2 protein-coding genes (1 of these 2 only partly in view) are annotated in these 19,186 nt (G+C 66.1%); both read left to right on the top strand.

All coding sequences use genetic code 11. The features are described 5' to 3' along the window. A protein-coding gene (locus tag ACIOAU_RS16145; protein ID WP_401183251.1) for a non-ribosomal peptide synthase/polyketide synthase crosses the window boundary here: on the top strand, positions 1-7,865 show its 3' portion. The gene continues 14,467 nt to the left of window position 1, outside the view; the window shows 7,865 of its 22,332 coding nt (coding positions 14,468-22,332); its start codon lies beyond the left edge, outside the window; the stop codon is at positions 7,863-7,865. Continuing rightward, positions 7,862-19,186, top strand: coding sequence for an amino acid adenylation domain-containing protein (locus tag ACIOAU_RS16140; RefSeq protein WP_401183248.1), 11,325 nt, complete (start codon positions 7,862-7,864; stop codon positions 19,184-19,186). Before ACIOAU_RS16145 ends, ACIOAU_RS16140 begins: the two co-directional genes overlap by 4 nt.

The following is a 19,186-nucleotide window of genomic DNA, read 5'->3' as shown; positions in this document are numbered from 1 at the left end:
CGGCCAGCAAATGCGCAGCGGTGTTCGTGCCGTTGGACAGCAACGCGCCTGTCGAGCGCCAGGCCTTCATGATCGAAGACAGCCAGGCGCGGGTCATGCTCACCTTCAGCAGCGAACCGCAGGTAGGCGATGCCATGCGCGTCGAACTGGACCACCTCGACCTCAGCGGGTATCCGCAACACTCGCCGGGCCTGGAGGTAGCTGCCGAAAGCGCCGCCTACATCATGTACACCTCCGGCTCTACCGGCACCCCCAAGGGCGTGCAAGTGCCGCACCGGGCCATCGTGCGCCTGGTGGTCAACAACGGCTTTGCTGAATTCACCTGCCAGGACCGCGTCGCGTTCGCCTCCAACCCTGCGTTCGATGCCAGTACCCTGGAAGTCTGGGCGCCGCTGCTCAACGGCGGCACGGTGGTGGTCATCGACCAGGACCAGGTGCTGTCGCGTGAGGCTTTGCGTGATGTGTTGCTGGAGCAACGCATCAGCGTGCTGTGGCTGACTGCCGGCCTGTTCCATCAATTTGCCGATGACCTGCTGCCGGCATTCGCCAGGCTGCGCTACCTGATGGTGGGCGGCGATGTGCTGGACCCGGCCATCGTCGGTCGGGTGCTGCGCGAAGGCGCCCCGCAACATCTGCTCAATGGCTATGGCCCGACTGAAGCCACTACCTTCAGCACCACCCACCCGATCGTCACGGTCGGCGAGGGCAGCATCCCGATTGGCAGGCCGATCGGCAATGCCCGTTGCTATGTGCTCGACGCCCGTCAGCAGCCGCTGCCCGTTGGCGCGGTCGGTGAGCTGTACATCGGCGGCGCTGGCGTTGCACTGGGGTACCTCGGCCAGCCGGCACTCACCGCCGAGCGCTTCCTCGACGACCCGTTCAGCCGTGAGCCGGGTGCGCGCATGTACCGCAGTGGCGACCTGGCTTGCTGGCAGGCTGACGGCACGTTGCGTTACCTGGGCCGCGCCGACCAGCAGATCAAACTGCGCGGCTTCCGCATCGAACTCGGTGAAATCGAAGCGCGCCTGGGCGCCTGTGCCGGTGTCCGTGACACGGCCGTGGTGGTACGTGAAGACGCGCCGGGTGACAAGCGCCTGGTGGCCTACTTCACCGCCAACAGCCCGGCCCCCGGCCTGGGCGAGCTGCACCAGCAGCTACAAGGCCAGTTGCCGGACTACATGCTGCCAGCGGCCTACGTTTGCCTCGATGCACTGCCGCTGACCGGCAACGGCAAGCTCGACCGCCGTGCCCTGCCGCAACCGGGCAACGAGGCGCTACTCAGCCGCGCCTTCGAGGCGCCACAGGGCGAGGTCGAAACCACCCTGGCGGCAATCTGGGCCGACCTGCTCAAGGTCGCGCAGATCGGTCGGCACGATCACTTCTTCGAGCTGGGCGGCCATTCGTTGCTGGCTGTGAGCCTGGTCGAACGCATGCGCAAGGCCGGCCTCAGCGCCGATGTGCGCGTGCTGTTCGCCAAGCCCACCCTGGCGGCGCTGGCTGCGGCCGTGGGCACCGGTCGCGAAGTGCAGGTGCCGGCCAACCGTGTGCCGCACGCTGCCCGCCACATCACTCCGGACATGCTCAGCCTGATCGAGCTCGACCAGGCCAGTATCGACCGTGTCGTCGCCACGGTGCCCGGCGGTGCTGCCAACGTGCAGGAGATCTACCCCCTTGCCCCGCTGCAGGAGGGCATCCTGTACCACCACTTGAGCGCCGCACAGGGCGATCCGTACCTGCTGCAGTCGCGCCTGGCCTTCGATAGCCTGGCGCATTTGCAGCGTTGGGCGGGCGCCTTGCAGCAGGTCATCGACCGTCACGACATTCTGCGTACCGCCGTGGTCAGCGAAGGGCTGGCTCACGCGGTGCAGGTGGTCTGGCGGCAAGCGCGGATGCAGGTCAGCGCAATCGACGGCCTGGCTGGCGATTCGGTGATCGACGCCTTGCAGGCGCGCTTCGACGCCCGTCACCAGCGCCTCGAGCTGTCGCGGGCACCCTTGCTGCGCCTGCTGCATGCCGATGACCCGGCCAACCAGCGCGTGGTGGCAATTGTGCAATTCCATCACCTGGCCTTGGACCATACCGCGATGGAAGTCATCGCCCGCGAGATGCAGCTGCTGCTGGCGGGCCAGGGCGAACGCTTGCCCGCGCCTGTGCCTTATCGCACCTATGTGGCCCAAGCTCGCCTTGGGGCCGACGATGCCGGCCATGAAGCGTTCTTCCGCGAGATGCTGGGCGACCTTGATGCCCCGACCTTGCCGTTTGGCCTGAGCGACGTGCAGGGTGATGGGCACGCCATCGAAGAGGCCCACCTGGCCCTCGACGCCAGCCTGGCCCGTGGCCTGCGCGAACAGGCTCGGCAGCTTGGGGTGAGTGCCGCGAGCCTGGCGCACCTGGCCTGGGCACGCGTGCTGGGTGTGCTCGCCAACCGCACTGATGTCGTGTTCGGCACCGTGTTGATGGGGCGCTTGCAGGGCGGTGAAGGGGCCGACCGGGCGTTGGGCGTGTTCATCAACACCTTGCCGCTGCGCATCGACCTTACCGCACCGGTGGCGCAGGCGGTGCGTGCCACCCATCAGCGGCTTTCGGCGTTGCTGGCACACGAGCATGCTTCGCTGGCCTTGGCCCAGCGCTGCAGTGGCGTGGCGGCGTCCACGCCGTTGTTCAGCGCCTTGTTCAACTACCGCCACAGCACGGCAGGGGGGCCTGCCGACGCGGATGCCGACCACCAGGGTGTTCGCCTGCTGGGCGGCGAGGAACGCAGCAACTACCCACTGACCCTGAGTGTCGACGACCTGGGCGAAGGCTTTGCCTTGAGTGTGTTGGCTCAGGCAGGCATGGGGGCTGAGCGGGTCGCTGGCTGGATGAACCAGGCCCTGATCGAGCTGCTGCAGGCGCTGAACCAGTCAGCAGTCAAGCCGGTCGAGGCGCTGTCGATCCTGGACCCGCTAGCACGCCAGCAAGTGCTGGAAACCTTCAATACCAGCGCACGCGACTACCCGAAAGGGCAGACCGTGCACGCCCTGGTCGAGGCCCAGGCGGCCCGCGCGGCGCAAGCGACAGCGCTGGTGCAGGATGGCCAGACACTGAGCTACGGCGAGCTGAACTGCCGCGCCAACCGCCTGGCGCATTACCTGATCAGTCGCGGGGTGAAGGTCGGCGACCGGGTGGCATTGTGCTTACCGCGCAGCCTGGAGCGCCTGGTCGGCCTGCTGGCCGTCCTCAAGGCCGGCGCGGCCTATGTGCCGATTGACCCGGCATACCCTGGCGAGCGCATCGCCTACCTGCTGGAAGACAGCGCGCCGGCGTTGGTGCTGGTCGATGCGACGACTCTGGCGCTGGTGGGGGACAACCTGCGGGTCGAGCTGCACCGCGATGCCTGGCAAGACGCGCCCGACAGCAATCCCTGCGTGGCAGGCCTGGATGATCGCCAACTGGCGTATGTGATCTACACCTCCGGTTCCACCGGCCAGCCGAAAGGGGTGATGGTCGAGCATGCGACCCTGGCCAACCTGGTGCACTGGCACTGTGAGGCGTTTGCCTTGAACGCCGGCAGCCATACCAGCACGGTGGCCGGTTTCGGCTTCGATGCGGTGGCCTGGGAGGTCTGGCCGGCGCTGTGCACGGGGGCAGTGCTGCATGTGCCACCTGCACGCATCGCCGGTGAGCACGTCGACGAATTGCTCGACTGGTGGCTGGAGCAGCCATTGGCTGTCAGCTTCCTGCCCACGCCAGTGGCCGAGCAAGCGCTGCGCCGCGAGCGTCAGCACCCGACCCTGCGCACGCTGCTGGTCGGCGGCGATCGCCTGCGCCAGTTCGAGCGCGACCCAGGTTTTGCTTTGGTCAACAACTATGGCCCGACCGAAGCGACCGTGGTGGCCACGTCTGGGCAACTGGTAGCTGGGGGCGCGCTGCACATCGGCAAGCCCCTGGCCAACACCCAGGTGTATGTGCTCGACCAGGGCCGCCAGCCGGTACCGGTGGGCGCCGTAGGTGAGTTGTACATTGGCGGCGCCGGGGTGGCCCGCGGCTACCTCAAGCGCCCGGAACTGACCGAGGAGCGCTTCATTGCCGATCCGTTCAACGCCCAACGCCACGCGCGGCTGTACCGCACCGGTGACCTGGTGCGCTGGAACCCTGACGGCACCCTGGATTACCTGGGCCGTAACGACGATCAGGTGAAGATCCGCGGCGTACGGGTGGAGCTTGGCGAGATCGAAAGCGTACTCGCCGCCCAGCCTGGTATCGCTGATGCAGTCGTGCTGGTGCGTGGCGAGCGGCTGCTGGCCTGGTTCACTGAAACCTCACCGGTGGCAGTGGACTCACTGCGCCAGGCCTTGCAGGCAAGCCTGCCCGCCCACCTGGTGCCGTTGGCGTTCACCTGCCTGCCAGCGCTGCCGTTGACCAGCCATGGCAAGCTGGATCGCAAGGCGTTGCCCGAGCCGGATCCGGCGCTGCTTGCAGGCCAGGCGTATGTCGCGCCGCAGGGCGAAGTGGAAATGGCCTTGGCCGCGGTGTGGGCCGACATGCTGGGCGTCGAGCGGGTGGGCCGGCACGATAACTTCTTCGAGTTGGGTGGCCATTCGTTGCTGGCGGTGAACCTGACCGCGCGCTTGCGCCGCGATGGTGTGCAGGTGGATGTGCGCACGCTGTTTGGCCAGCCGACGGTGGCGGCACTGGCGACGACCCTGGGCCAGGCGCATCAGGTGCAGGTGCCGGACAACCTGATCCCTGCCGGTTGCTCGCATATCACCCCCGGCATGCTGCCGCTGGTGGCCCTGGAGCAGGCGGCTATCGACCGTATCATTGCCCAGATACCTGGCGGTGCCCGCAATGTGCAGGACATCTATCCGTTGGCACCCTTGCAGGAAGGGATCCTCTACCACCACCTCAGCGCGCAGGGGCACGACCCTTATGTGCTGCAATCGCGCTTCGGGTTCGCCAGCCGCGAACACTTGGACAACTTTGCGGCAGCGTTGGACAAGGTCATCGCCCGCCACGACGTACTGCGCACAGCGGTGCTCTGGGAAGGCTTGCCGCAGCCAGTGCAGGTGGTCTGGCGGCAGGCGCCGCTGCTGGTCATGAAGCGTGATAGCGACGGCGAGGCAATGCTTGACCTGAGCAAGGCACCGCTGATTCGCCTGCTGTACACGCAGCAGCCGGGTACGGCACGCATCGAAGCCACCTTGCAGTTCCACCACATCGTGCTCGACCACACCGCCATGGAAGTGGTCGGCGAGGAGCTGATCGGTTACCTGCAGGGTGCGGCCGAGCCGGCGCTGGCACCGGTGCCGTATCGCAACTACGTGGCCCAGGCGCGACTGGGTATCAGTCAGGCCGAGCATGAAGCGTTCTTCCGCGCGCAACTGGCGGACATCGACGAGCCGACGCTGCCGTTCGGTCTAAGCGATGTGCAGGGTGACGGGCGTGACATCGAGGAGGCTCAGCTGTGGCTACGTGATGACCTGGCACAACGCCTGCGCCAGCAAGGCCGGCAATTGGGTATCAGCGTCGCCAGCCTGTTCCACCTGGCCTGGGCGCGCCTGCTGGCAGCCGCCAGTGGCCAGGACAGCGTGGTGTTCGGCACCGTGCTGTTGGGCCGCCTGCAAGGCGGTGAAGGCGCCGAGCGGGCGCTGGGCATGTTCATCAACACCTTGCCCCTGCGGGTCGATCTGGGCGAAGTGAGCCTGCGCGAAGGGGCACGGGCCGTGCATCAGCGCCTCAGTGCCTTGCTGGCCCACGAGCATGCTTCGCTGGCCTTGGCTCAGCGTTGCAGTGGCGTGGCTGCGCCCTTGCCGTTGTTCAGCGCGATGCTCAACTATCGGCACAGCACGCAGGTCACTGATAGCCAGCGGCAGGCAACGCAAGGTATCGACAACCTGGAAAGCCAGGAACGCAGCAACTACCCGCTGGGCTTGAACGTGGATGACCTGGGGCAGGGCTTCCGTCTGGTTGCCATGACCCCCGCCGACGTAGGCGCGGCGCGTATCTGTGGGCAGATGAACCAGGTGTTGCAGGCCATGGTCGAGGCGCTGGAACAGACCCCGGAACTGCCGCTGCAGCGCTTGCCGGTGCTTGAAGCGCAGGAGCGTGAGCGGGTGCTGCTGGGCTTCAACGACACGGCGGTGGGCTATGACCTTGAGCAGACCCTGCACGGGATGGTCGAGGCGCAGGTGCTGCGTACGCCGGATGCAGTCGCGGTCAATGCCGAAGAAGGCGAGTTGAGCTATCGCGCGCTGAATGAGCAGGCCAACCAATTAGCGCATCACCTGATTGAACTGGGTCTCAAACCTGATGATCGGGTAGCGATTTGTGTCGAGCGTGGGCTGTCGATGGTGGTTGGCCTGCTGGCCATCCTCAAGGCTGGCGGCGCTTATGTGCCGGTTGACCCGGATTACCCAGCTGAGCGCGTGCGGCATATGCTCAGCGACAGCGCGCCTGTTGCGGTGCTGGTGCATAGCGCTACACGGCACGTACCGGATTCGGCCCAGGTTATCGACCTGGATCAGCCGACCTGGAACGGCCAGCCGTCCAGCAATCCACTAGTAACCGATTTGACCCCGCGTCACCTGGCCTACGTGATCTACACCTCAGGCTCCACCGGCTTGCCGAAAGGCGTGATGAACGAGCACGCCGGCGTGGTCAACCGCCTGGTGTGGATGCAGGACGCCTACAACCTCGGTGCTGACGACGTGGTCTTGCAGAAGACCCCGTTCAGCTTCGACGTGTCGGTATGGGAGTTCCTCTGGCCGCTGCAAACCGGCGCTCGCCTGGTCATGGCTCGCCCCGGCGGCCACCGCGATCCGGAGTACTTGCGTCAGGTGATCCGCAGCGAAAATGTCACGACGTTGCACTTCGTGCCCTCGATGCTGGATGTGTTCCTGGCGCACGGTGACGCTTCGGCGGCTTCGTTGAAGCGCGTTCTGTGCAGTGGCGAAGCCTTGCCGGGCAGCCTGGTGCGACGCTTCCACACGCAACTGCCGACGGTCGAGTTGCACAACCTGTACGGCCCGACCGAAGCTGCTGTGGACGTGAGCGCTTGGCACTGCGTGACGGCACCGGACAACACCCCCATCGGCAAACCGATCGCCAACACCACGCTGTATGTACTCGATCCGCTGGGCCAGCCGGTCCCGCAAGGCGTGACCGGCGAGCTGTTCATCGGCGGCGTGCAAGTCGCCCGTGGCTACCTGAACCGCGCCGAACTGACCGCCGAACGCTTCCTCGACGACCCGTTCAGCAGCCGCCCAGGTGCACGCCTGTACCGTACCGGCGACCTGGCGCGGCACCTGGCCGATGGCAACATCGAATACCTGGGCCGCAACGATGACCAGGTGAAGCTCCGTGGCTTGCGCATCGAGCTGGGTGAAATCCAGGCCGGCCTGACGGCCATCGACGGCGTGAAGGAAGCCGTGGTGGTGGCTCGCGATCAGCGTTTGGTTGCGTATTACACCGGTGAGCAACAGGCCGCAGACGTTCTGCGCACGGCATTGCTGGCCCACCTGCCGGAGTTCATGGTGCCTGCGCTGTTCCTGCATCTGGAGGCACTGCCGCTGAGCCCCAACGGCAAACTCGACCGCAAGGCTTTGCCACTCCCGGATACCGAAGCCCTGCAAAGCCGCGTGTACGAAGCCCCAGAAGGCGAAACCGAAACCCTGCTGGCCGCGATCTGGGCCGAGCTGCTGGGCGTGGAGCGGGTAGGGCGGCATGACAACTTCTTCGAGCTGGGCGGCCATTCGCTGCTGGCGGTGACCCTGACCTCCCGCCTGCGTGAGCAAGGCCTGGAAGCCGACGTGCGCGCCCTGTTCGACCAACCGACCTTGGCGGGCTACGCAGCCATCACAGACAGAATGGAGATCGTCCTGTGAGCATCAACCAATTACTGGCAACACTGACGGCCAAAAACGTACAACTGGCGCTGAAGGACGGCCAATTGGCCGTCCAAGGCAACCGCCAGGCCCTGAGCGACCCCGCGTTGGTGGCGCAACTGCGTGAACACAAGCCGACGCTGGTGGCTATGATCGAGCGCGGCGAGTACGTGGCCGTGAAACAGGGCGCGGTACAAGTGCCGCCCAACCTCATCGAGCCAGGCTGCACGCGCATTACGCCGCAGCACCTCAACCTGATCGACCTCGACCAGAGCACCCTTGACCGCATCGTCGCCTGCATCCCCGGCGGTGCGACAAACGTGCAAGACATCTACCCACTGGCGCCGCTGCAGCAGGGCATGCTGTTCCACCATGCCAGTGCCACCGACAGCGACCCCTACGTAATGCAGGCGCGTTTCGTGTTTGCCAGCGAGGCCCGCTTGCAGGCGTTTGCCGATGCACTGCGCGGCGTGATTGCACGCCATGACATCCTGCGCACCTCGGTGCACTGGGAAGGGCTGGAAACGCCGGTGCAGGTAGTCTGGCGCCGCGCCGAACTGCAGGTGGCGACGCTACCTGACAACGACCCCACGCGCGGCAGGCTCGACCTGACCCAGGCACCGCTGATCCGCCTGCTGCGTGAGGCCGAGCAGGCCGATGGCGCACTGACCGCCACCCTGCAGTTCCACCATATCGCCATGGACCACAGTGCCCTGGAGGTGGTGCGTCACGAGCTGATCGCGTTTCTGGCCGGTGAGGGTGATCGGCTGGGCACCCCGGTGCCGTTTCGCAATTATGTGGCACAAGCCGTGCTGGGTATCAGCGAGGCCGAACACGAGGCGTTTTTCCGCGACATGCTGGAGGGTATCGACGCGTCGACCCTGGCCTACGGCATCCAGGATGTGCAAGGCGTGGGCGAGGTGCACAACGAGCACGCGCTCGACCTGCCACTAGCGCTGTGCCAGCAGCTACGCAGCCAGGCGCGTAGCCTGGGGGTGAGTGTCGCCAGCCTGTTCCACTTGGCCTGGGGCCGCGTGCTGGGCGGGCTGACGGGGCGCGAGCAGGTGGTGTTCGGCACAGTGCTGATGGGGCGCTTGCAGGGCGCCGAAGCCACCGACCGGGCGCTGGGGATTTTCATCAACACCCTGCCGGTCCGCGTGGACTTGAGCAGCGTTGACTTGCCGACGGCGATCCGCGCCACCCACCAACGGCTGAGCGCATTGATGCGCCATGAACACGCGCCACTGGCCCTGGCCCAGCGTTGCAGCGGTGTGTCGGCGCCGGCGCCGCTGTTCAATGCCTTGCTCAATTACCGCCACAGCGCAGTGGACAGCACCCAGCCATGCCGCGCAGCCCTGGCCGGCATTGACATCGTCGAGTCTGCCGAGGCTACCAACTATCCCTTGACGCTCAGCGTCGACGACTTGGGCGAAGCGTTTCGCCTGACCCTGCTGGCCAGCGCTGAAGTGCCGGCGCAGCGCGTTTGCGCCTACCTGCAACAGACTCTCGAAAGCCTGCTGCAGGCGCCGCAGTCATCGGTCATGGCGCTGGCCATGCTCCCCGACAGCGAGCGCGACGAACTGCTGCAAGTGTTCAACGATTATCCGGCCCCCTATGAGCGGCAACTGACCCTGCACCAGCGCATTGCCCAACGCGCCGAACTGCACCCTGACACTATCGCCGCCACCAGTGACGGCGCGAGCTTGAGCTACGCCGAGCTCAACCGCCAGGCCAATGCCCTGGCCCAGCACCTGATCAACCTGGGGGTGCGGCCTGACGACCGCGTCGCGGTGCTGGCGCGGCGTAGCCTGCAAACGCTGGTTGGCTTGTTGGCGGTGCTCAAGGCCGGCGCCGGTTACGTACCGGTGGACCCCGCCCACCCGGATGAGCGTGTGCAGTACCTGTTGAACGACAGCCGCCCGGTAGTGGTGCTGACGCAACAGGCCCTGCGTGAGCGCCTGGGGCCTGTCGCGGTGCCGGTGGTGCTGCTCGACCAGCCGGACTGGCCTGTGTGCGATAGCGACCCGTTCGTGCCGGGGCTGAGTGCGAACCACCTGGCCTATGTGATCTACACCTCCGGTTCCACCGGCGAGCCCAAGGGCGTGATGGTCGAGCACCAGACCGTCAACAACCTGGTCGATTGGCACTGCCGCACGTTCGACCTGTGCCATGGCCGGCACACTTCGAGCCTGGCCGGTTTTGGTTTCGACGCCATGGCCTGGGAAGTCTGGCCGGCGTTGTGCGCCGGGGCCACGTTGCACCTGGCGCCAGCGTCGGAGGGCAACGATGACCTGAATGCCATGCTTGCCTGGTGGCAGGCACAGCCCCTGGACGTGAGCTTCTTGCCGACGCCGGTGGCCGAGTACGCCTTCAACCATCAACTCGAACACCCGACCCTGCGCACCCTGTTGATCGGCGGTGACCGCCTGCGCCAGTTCAACCGGACCCAGCGCTTTGCCGTGGTCAACAACTACGGCCCGACCGAAACCACGGTGGTAGCGAGTTCCGGCGTGCTGGAAGCGGGTGCGGCGCTGCACATCGGTCGGCCGGTCGATAACGCCCGCCTGTACGTACTCGACCCACACCTGCAGCCTGTCGCGCTGGGTGTACCAGGCGAGTTGTACATTGGTGGCGCCGGGGTTGCCCGAGGCTACCTGAACCGTCCGGCGCTCACCGCCGAACGCTTTCTTGACGACCCCTTCGTCGCCCGTGGGCGTATGTACCGCACCGGTGACCTGGTGCGCTGGCTGGCGGATGGCACTCTGGACTTTCTGGGGCGCAACGACGACCAGGTCAAGATCCGCGGCGTGCGCATCGAACTGGGCGAGATCGAAAGCCGGCTGAACGCCCTGGTCGGCATCGATGAAGCTGTTGTCCTGGCCCGCGAGGACCAGCCCGGCCAGCCGCGTCTGGTGGCTTACTTCACCGCCCTGGCAGGCGTCGAGCCGCTCCCCCCAGAAGGCCTGCGCAGCCAATTACAGGCGCACCTGCCGGAATACATGGTGCCGGTAGCGTATGTGCAGCTGCCGGCGTTGCCGCTGACCGCAAACGGCAAACTCGACCGCCGCGCATTACCACGGCCAGAACGCTCTGCGCAGTTCGAGCTGGGCTACGAGGCTCCCGAAGGCGCGTTGGAGCATGCGCTGGCCACGCTATGGGCCGAGCTGCTGCAGGTTGAGCGGGTCGGCCGACGCGACCATTTCTTCAGCCTGGGTGGGCATTCCCTGCTGGCGATGCGCATGGTCTCCCAGGTGCGCCTGCGCCTGGGTGTCGAACTGAGCCTGGGCGACCTGTTCGCCAACCCCGAGCTCGCCGCCGTGGCCGAGGTATTGGCCCATGCCGGGCGCAGTGAGTTGCCAGCGATACGCCCGGTGCCGCGCGATGCGCCGCTGCCGATGTCGTTCGCCCAACAACGGCTGTGGTTCCTGGCGCAGATGGAAGGCGGTAACCAGGCCTATAATGTGCCGCTGGCCCTGGGCCTGCGCGGGGCACTGGATGCCGATGCGCTGGAAGCAGCCTTGCTCGCCATCATCGAGCGCCATGAGACCTTGCGCAGCCGCTTCGTACCCCGCGATGACAGTGCCGAGGTGGTGCTGGCCGCCACGGCGGGTGCCGATTGGTTCCAGCGTGAAGAGCTGAGCGTCGACGCGCTGCCCGCCCGTTTGGATGAAGCGGCCCTTGCGCCTTTCGACCTGGCCCACGGACCGCTGTTGCGAGCGCGTTTGCTGCGTCTAGGCGCAGAACATCATGTGCTGGCCCTGACCGTGCACCACATCGTTGCCGACGGCTGGTCACTGGGCGTGCTGACCCGTGAACTGAGCGCGCTGTATACGGCCTGCTGCCAGGGCCAGGACGATCCGCTGCCGGCCCTGGACATCCAGTACGGTGACTATGCCGTATGGCAGCGCCGCTGGTTGGCCGGCGCCCAGTTGCAGCGCCAGGCCGATTACTGGCGCCAGGCCCTGGACGGCGCGCCCAGCCTGCTCAAGCTGCCCAGTGATCGCCCACGCCCCGAACGCCAGGACTTTGCCGGTGCAAGCCTGCCCCTGCAGTTGCAGCCACGCCTGGCGGCTGGTCTGCGCAGCCTGGCCCAGCGTCACGGGGTAACCCTGTACATGGCCGTGCTCAGCGCTTGGGCCGCCGTGTTGACGCGGCTGTCCGGCCAGGGCGAAATCGTCATCGGGTGCCCTGTGGCGGGCCGCGGCTGTGCCGAGCTGGAGCCGCTGCTGGGCTTGTTCGTCAATACCCTGGCGGTGCGCATCGACACGGCTGCCGCACCGACGGCGCAAGCGCTGCTGGAGCAGGTGCGTACGCGCGTGCTGGAGGCACAGGCGCACCAGGACCTGCCGTTCGAACAGGTGGTGGAAATCGTCCGCCCAGTGCGCAGCCTCGGCCATACCCCTTTGTTCCAGGCCACGCTCAATTGGCAGGCGATCGAAGGTGGCGCGTTGCAGCTGCCGGGCCTGCAGTTGGAGGCCGTGGTTCAGGCGGGTCAGGTCGCCAAGTTCGACCTGACGCTGAACCTCGGCGAATTTGGCGACACGCTGGCCGGCAGCCTGGACTACGCCACCTCGCTGTTCGACGAGGCGACTGTGCGGCGCTATGTGGGCTACTTCGAGACCCTGCTCTGGGCCATGGTCGGCGATGATCAACAGCCGTTGGCACAAGTGCCGTTGCTGGGCGACAGCGAGCGCCAGACCCTGCTGCACCGTTTCAATGCCACGCAGCGCGATTACCCCCGTGACTTGACGGTGGAGCAGTTGTTCGAGCAGCGCGTGGCGCGCCATCCCTTGGCGGTAGCTGCAGTGCAGGGCGACCAGGCACTGTGCTATGGCGAACTGAACCAACGCGCCAACCGTCTGGCCCATTACCTGATGGGCGCAGGTGTGGCACCGGGTGCCTATGTGGCCATGCTGCTGCCGCGCACCCTGCACCTGCTGGTGGCGCAACTGGCCGTGCTCAAGTGTGGCGCGGTCTGTGTGCCGCTCGACATTCATGCCCCGACCGAGCGCCAGGCCTTCATGGTCGAGGATTGCCAGGCCGCCGCGCTGCTGACGCTTGCTGGCACAGCGGTTGAGTATGCAGTGCGGCGGGTCGACCTCGATCAACTGGTCCTCGATGACCAGCCTGGCCACAACCCTGGGTTGGCCCAGGACGCTGGCCGCGCGGCCTATGTGATGTACACCTCTGGCACCACAGGCAAACCCAAGGGCGTGTGCGTGGCGCACCGGGGTGTTGCGAGTCTGGTGCTGAACGAGCGGTATGCCGGGTTGCTGGCCAGCGACCGCATCGCTTTCGCCTCCAACCCGGCGTTCGATGCCAGCACCCTGGAGGTGTGGGGTGCGTTGCTCAATGGCGGGCAGTTGCGGCTGATCGACCACCGCACGCTGGTCGACCCGGCGCTTTTCGCGAAGGCGCTGGCGGAGCAGGGCATTACCGTTCTGTTCCTGACCACGGCGTTGTTCAACCAGTACGTGCAGTTGATCCCCGAGGCCCTGGCGGCGCTTCGCGTGCTGATCAGCGGCGGTGAGCGTGCCGAACCCGCAGCCTTCCGCACGCTGCTGCACAAGGCACCTGCGCTGCGCCTGATCAATGCCTACGGGCCTACCGAAACCACCACGCTCGCGGCCACCTGCCACGTGCGTGAGCTGGCGCCCGATGCAGCCCAAGTGCCGATTGGCCGGCCTATCGGCAATACCCAGCTGTATGTGCTGGACGCCTGGCAACAGCCCGTGCCGCAAGGCGTGGTCGGTGAACTGTACATCGGCGGCGACGGCGTGGCCCTCGGTTACCTGAACCAACCAGAACTGACGGCGCAGCGGTTTATCGATGACCCGTTCAGCCCGCAGCCGGGCGCCCGGCTGTACCGCAGCGGCGACCTGGTACGCTGGCAGGCCGACGGCCAGCTAGAGTGCCTGGGGCGCAATGACGACCAGGTCAAGATTCGCGGTTATCGGATCGAACTGGGCGAGATCGAGCAGCAGTTGGCACTGGCACCGGGTGTCGGTGAAGTTGTGGTGATGGCTGTGCCGAACGAGCAGGGGCCACTGCGGCTGGTGGCCTGGTTTACCCGGCTCGAGGCCTCATTGCAGGCCGCTGACCTGCGTGCCTTCCTGCGTGGGCGCTTGCCGGATTACATGGTGCCTACCGCGTTTGTCGCATTGGTGCGAATGCCGCTGAACAACAATGGCAAGGTTGATCGCCAAGCCTTGCCGGCGCCGGCGCCCCAGGACCTGGCGGTGACAGCGTACGAAGCACCGGAAGGCGAACGTGAGCAGGCGCTGGCCACGTTGTGGAGCGAACTGCTGGAGCTGGAACGCGTCGGGCGTCACGACCGCTTCTTCGAATTGGGCGGCCATTCACTGCTGGCAATGCGCATGCTGGCCCAGGTTCGCCAACGCCTGGGGCTGGAGCTGGGCTTGAACGACCTGTTTGCCGATGACAGCCTGGCAGCGGTGGCCGCATGCCTTACGCGTGACGGCGATACCTTGCCGGCCATCCAGCCGGGCCCGCGAGACGGTACTTTGCCGCTTTCCTTCGCCCAGCAGCGACTGTGGTTTCTGGCGCAGATGGAGGAAGCCAGCGCGGCCTACCACATTCCCCTGGCCCTGCGCCTGGAGGGCCGTTTGGACAGTGCGGCACTGGAGCGTGCTTTAAGACGCCTGGTCGAGCGCCATGAAAGCTTGCGCAGCCATTTTGTCGAACAGGAAGGTGAGCCGCAGGTGGTGCTGGCAACCGGCAGCGAAGGCTTCCAGTTTGGCCGGGACCTTTGCCAGGGCCTGGATGAAGCCGCTATTGCGGCGTTGATCCGCCAGGAGGCGAGCCAACCCTTCGCGCTTGGCCGCGAACTGCCGGTGCGTGGGCGCCTGCTGCAACTGGCCGATGACCACCACCTGCTACTGCTGACCTTGCATCACCTGGTGGCTGACGGTTGGTCGCTGGGCGTCTTGGTACGCGAGCTAGGCGAGTTGTACCAAGCCTTCAGCTGCGGTGGCGACGACCCCTTGCCGGCCTTGCCCGTGCAGTACATTGACTATGCCCTGTGGCAGCGGCGCTGGCTTAGCGGCGATGCGCTGCGCCAGCAGGCCGATTACTGGCTCGGCCAGCTGGACGGGGCACCGGCGCTGCTCAGCTTGCCGTGGGATTACCCACGGCCGGAGCGTCAGCAGTATGCCGGTGATAGCGTGGCGCTGAGCCTGGCCCCGCGCCTGAGTGCCGAGCTCAAAGCCGTGTGCCGGCGCCATGGCGTCACCCCGTACATGCTGTTCATGGCTGCCTGGTCGGCGTTGTTGAGCCGACTTGCCGGCCAGGATGAAGTGGTGATCGGCTCGCCCGTAGCCAACCGCAGACAGGCCGAAGTGGATGGCCTGGTTGGCATGTTCGTCAATGCCATGGCGTTGCGCGTGGACACCTCGGGGGCGCCGGATGTGGCCACGCTGCTGGCCCGGGTAAAAGCCGTGGTGCTGGGCGGGCAGGCGCATCAGGACTTGCCGTTCGAACAGGTGGTCGAGTTGCTGCGCCCGCGCCGTAGCCTTGCGCATACGCCGCTGTACCAGGCCACCCTGGACTGGGACGCCAGCCCGGAGCGGCAGGCGTTGCAATTGGCCGACCTGTCGCTGAGCGCAGTGAGTGGGGCCGCGTGTATTGCCAAGTTCGACCTGAGCCTGAGCATGGGTGAGCGCGCCGAAGGTTTTGCCGGCGGTATCGTGTTTGCCACCGCCCTTTTCGAGCGGGCGACCATCGCGCGTTATGCGGGGTATTTCGAACAACTGCTGTGGGCCTTCGTGGAGAGCGATCAGGCTATTCCGGGCCATGTCGGGTTGCCGGATGCCGATGAGCGCAAGCGATTGCTGCAGGGCTTCAACGATACGGCGGTGGATTATGACCTCGAGCAGACCCTGCACGGGATGGTCGAGGCGCAGGTATTGCGTACGCCGGATGCGGTCGCGGTCAAGGCCGAAGAAGGGGAGTTGAGCTATCGCGCGCTGAATGAGCAGGCCAACCAATTAGCGCATCACCTGATCGATCTGGGGGTCAAACCTGATGATCGGGTGGCGATCTGCGTTGAACGTGGGCTGTCGATGGTGGTTGGCCTGCTGGCCATCCTCAAGGCTGGCGGCGCCTATGTGCCGGTTGACCCGGATTACCCAGCTGAGCGCGTGCGGCATATGCTCAGCGACAGCGCGCCTGTTGCGGTGCTGGTGCATAGCGCTACACGGCACGTACCGGATTCGGCCCAGGTTATCGACCTGGATCAGCCGACCTGGAACGCCCAGCCGTCCAGCAATCCGGTTGTCACCGGCTTGACCCCGCGTCACCTGGCCTACGTGATCTACACCTCAGGTTCCACCGGCTTGCCGAAGGGCGTGATGAACGAGCACGCCGGCGTGGTCAACCGCCTGCTGTGGATGCAGGACGCCTACAACCTCGGTGCTGACGACGTGGTCTTGCAGAAGACCCCGTTCAGCTTCGACGTCTCGGTATGGGAGTTCCTGTGGCCGCTGCAAACCGGCGCTCGCCTGGTCATGGCGCGTTCCGGCGGCCATCGCGATCCGGAGTACTTGCGTCAGGTGATCCGCAGCGAAAAGGTCACGACGTTGCACTTCGTGCCCTCGATGCTGGATGTGTTCCTGGCGCACGGTGACGCTTCGGCGGCTTCGTTGAAGCGCGTTCTGTGCAGTGGCGAAGCCTTGCCGGGCAGCCTGGTGCGACGCTTCCACACGCAACTGCCGACGGTCGAGCTACATAACCTGTACGGCCCGACCGAAGCTGCTGTGGACGTGAGCGCTTGGCACTGCGTGACGGCACCGGACAACACCCCCATCGGCAAACCGATCGCCAACACCACGCTGTATGTACTCGATCCGCTGGGCCAGCCGGTCCCGCAAGGCGTGGCCGGCGAGTTGTTCATCGGCGGCGTGCAAGTCGCCCGAGGCTACCTGAACCGCGCCGAACTGACCGCTGAACGCTTCCTCGACGACCCGTTCAGCACCCGCCCGGATGCACGGCTGTACCGCACCGGCGACCTGGCGCGGCACCTGGCCGATGGCAACATCGAATACCTGGGCCGCAACGATGACCAGGTCAAAATCCACGGCTTGCGTATCGAACTGGGGGAAATCCAGGCCTGCATGACGCGGATAGAGGGCGTCAAGGAGGCCGTGGTGATCGCTCACGAACAGCAGTTGCTCGCTTACTACACGGGCGAGTCGTTCCCGCTGGAGGCGCTGCGCTCGGCATTGCTCGGGCGCCTGCCGACCTTCATGGTGCCGGCGTTGTTCGTCCACCTGCAGGCACTGCCGCTGAGCCCCAACGGCAAGCTCGACCGCAAGGCTTTGCCATTACCGGACACCGAGGCCCTGCACAACCGCGTGTACCAAGCGCCACAAGGCGAAACCGAAACCCTGTTGGCAACGATCTGGTCCGAGTTGCTGGGCGTGGAGCGGGTAGGGCGGCACGATAACTTCTTCGAGCTCGGCGGCCATTCTCTGGCGGCAATACGGCTGGTCGACAAGATGACCAAGGCGGGCCTGCAGGTTGCCATCAACGATGTGTTCCAGCACCCCAGCGTGGCGTTGCTGGCGGCCACACTCGGCAACCCTGACGCCGCGCACCGCGGGGTGATCCGGGTGCGTGCAGGGGGCAGCCAGACGCCGCTGTTCCTGGTTCACGAATTCACCGGGCTGGATTTCTACTTCCCGGTGCTGGGCCAGCACCTGCCTGGTGATTTCGCCCTCTATGGGCTGCCCGGCATCCCGGCCGATCAACCGCAGCCACAGACCCTCGAGTGCCTGGCCCGCTATCAGATCGAGCAGATGCGCAGGGTGCAGCCGCAGGGGCCTTATCGCCTTGCAGGCTGGTCGTTCGGTGGCGTATTGGCCTTCGAGATGGCTAACCAATTGCTGGGTGTGGACGAGAAGGTCGAATTCCTCGGCTTGATCGACACCTATGTGCCGCGCCTGGCCGATCAGGGCAAGGCGCGCTGGCAGGGGCCTCGTGCACTTGAGCGCCAGTTGCTGTTGAACTGCAGCACGTTCTGGCGCACGCAAGGCCCGGCAGGCGCCGACAAGCTGGCACGCTTGCAGCAACTGGAGGCCACTCAGGCCGATTTTGCCACGCTGCTCGCCAGCTGCCGCGAGTACCAGTTGCTCTATGGGCTGTGGGCGAGCATGAGCGACGCGCAACTGCTGCACTACTTCAGCCGTGAACTGGCGCACGGCCATGCGCTGGCGCATTACCGCCCTTCACCGTTGAGCGTGCCGGTGCACCTGCTGCGCGCCGATCAGGGCAGTGACAGCGAGTCGACCCTGGGCTGGGGCGAGACGCTGCCGTCCCAGGCCCTGGTCATCCAGAGCGTGCCGGGGGACCACCGCAGCATGATGCAGGCGCCCCACGTGGCCACGCTCGGTCAGGCGCTTGGCCAGCTACTGGGTGCCGTGGCTGGCACGAACAGCACCAAGGCAGCGGCTTATCAACCATTGGTGGCGATCCAGACCGGTCAGCATGGCCATGCACCGTTGTTCTGCGTGCCGGGGGCTGGCGACAGCGTCACCAGCTTCATTGGCCTGGCCGAGGCCCTGGGCCCGGACTGGCCGCTGTATGGCCTGCAGGCACGGGGGCTGGACGGCTGTTCGGTGCCGCACACCTCGGTAGAAGCCGCTGCCGATTGCCATGTGCAGGCCATCGAGGCGCTTTATCCGCAAGGGCCGCTGAACCTGGTCGGCCATTCGTTTGGCGGCTGGGTGGCGCATGCCATGGCTGCCAGGTTCGAGGCCAAGGGCCGGCAGGTGCGTTCATTGACACTGATCGACAGCGAAGCGCCGGGCGAGGGCGGCACCTGTGGTCGGCCCTACACCCTGGGCGAAGCGTTGCAGCGGCTGATCGAGGCGTTGCAGCTGTCCACTGGCAAAGCCCTGGGTATTGACCCAGGCGCCTTTGCCGCGGCCAGCGATGACCAGCAGTTGAGCCAGCTGCACGCGGCCATGGTGCGGGTCGGACTGCTGCCGGCACGGTCGCAGCCAGGTGCACTGGACGGCACCGTCCGCACTTTTGCTACGGCGTTGCGCACGGCCTACCGGCCAACGTTGACCTACCACGGGCCGGCGGGCCTGGTTCTGGTCGATGACCCGGGCCTGGATGCCTTGGGCAACGCCCGCGAGCATGCCGCCATGCAGGCCGGTTGGCAGCAGCTGATGCCCAGACTTGCGCTGTGGCAGGGGCCTGGCGACCACTTCAGCATCCTCAAGGTGCCGGATGTGTTCAGCCTGGCGGCTTGGTGGCACGACGGGCAGGCGCTGCACCACGGCAAGGTTACCCCTTAA

Origin of the sequence: Pseudomonas sp. NPDC088322 (assembly GCF_044740745.1) — a bacterium.
Lineage (GTDB): Bacteria > Pseudomonadota > Gammaproteobacteria > Pseudomonadales > Pseudomonadaceae > Aquipseudomonas > Aquipseudomonas shirazensis.
Note: the sequence above shows the minus strand (reverse complement) of the source record. Positions and strands in the feature narration are given on the sequence as shown.